Origin of the sequence: Streptomyces afghaniensis (assembly GCF_044327915.1) — a bacterium.
In the GTDB taxonomy this organism is placed as follows: domain Bacteria; phylum Actinomycetota; class Actinomycetes; order Streptomycetales; family Streptomycetaceae; genus Streptomyces; species Streptomyces afghaniensis.
The window spans coordinates 3,622-4,858 of record NZ_JBIRGJ010000022.1 but is presented as its reverse complement, the minus strand read 5'-3'; the positions used below and the strand labels follow the sequence as shown (position 1 = coordinate 4,858).

Here is a 1,237-nt window from a genome sequence, read left to right as displayed (position 1 = left end):
GTTCGGCGGCGTCCTACTCTCCCACAGGGTCCCCCCTGCAGTACCATCGGCGCTGTAAGGCTTAGCTTCCGGGTTCGGAATGTAACCGGGCGTTTCCCCTACGCTATAACCACCGAAACACTATGAAACTGTCAGCCGCACCATACCGTGACCATGGCATGGGGCTGTTCGTGGTTTCAGAACCAACACAGTGGACGCGAGCAACTGAGGACAAGCCCTCGGCCTATTAGTACCGGTCAACTCCACACGTTACCGTGCTTCCATATCCGGCCTATCAACCCAGTCGTCTACTGGGAGCCTTACCCTCTCTAGGAGGTGGGAGTCCTCATCTCGAAGCAGGCTTCCCGCTTAGATGCTTTCAGCGGTTATCCCTCCCGAACGTAGCCAACCAGCCATGCCCTTGGCAGAACAACTGGCACACCAGAGGTTCGTCCGTCCCGGTCCTCTCGTACTAGGGACAGCCCTTCTCAAGACTCCTACGCGCACAGCGGATAGGGACCGAACTGTCTCACGACGTTCTAAACCCAGCTCGCGTACCGCTTTAATGGGCGAACAGCCCAACCCTTGGGACCGACTCCAGCCCCAGGATGCGACGAGCCGACATCGAGGTGCCAAACCATCCCGTCGATATGGACTCTTGGGGAAGATCAGCCTGTTATCCCCGGGGTACCTTTTATCCGTTGAGCGACGGCGCTTCCACAAGCCACCGCCGGATCACTAGTCCCGACTTTCGTCCCTGCTCGACCCGTCGGTCTCACAGTCAAGCTCCCTTGTGCACTTACACTCAACACCTGATTGCCAACCAGGCTGAGGGAACCTTTGGGCGCCTCCGTTACTCTTTAGGAGGCAACCGCCCCAGTTAAACTACCCATCAGACACTGTCCCTGATCCGGATCACGGACCCAGGTTAGACATCCAGCACGACCAGACTGGTATTTCAACGACGACTCCACACTAACTGGCGTTAGCGCTTCAAAGTCTCCCAGCTATCCTACACAAGCCGAACCGAACACCAATATCAAACTGTAGTAAAGGTCCCGGGGTCTTTCCGTCCTGCTGCGCGAAACGAGCATCTTTACTCGTAGTGCAATTTCACCGGGCCTATGGTTGAGACAGTCGAGAAGTCGTTACGCCATTCGTGCAGGTCGGAACTTACCCGACAAGGAATTTCGCTACCTTAGGATGGTTATAGTTACCACCGCCGTTTACTGGCGCTTAAGTTCTCAGCTTCGCCCCG

At 56.3% G+C, this 1,237-nt stretch carries 2 rRNA genes (1 of these 2 cut by a window edge); both read right to left on the bottom strand.

Annotation, left to right across the window (positions count from 1 at the left end):
* Positions 1 to 117, bottom strand: a 5S ribosomal RNA gene (gene rrf, locus ACH4G3_RS42315).
* An 89-nt stretch (positions 118 to 206) separates the two neighbouring features.
* A 23S ribosomal RNA gene (locus tag ACH4G3_RS42310) occupies positions 207 to 1,237 on the bottom strand; it runs 1,796 nt beyond the window's last position.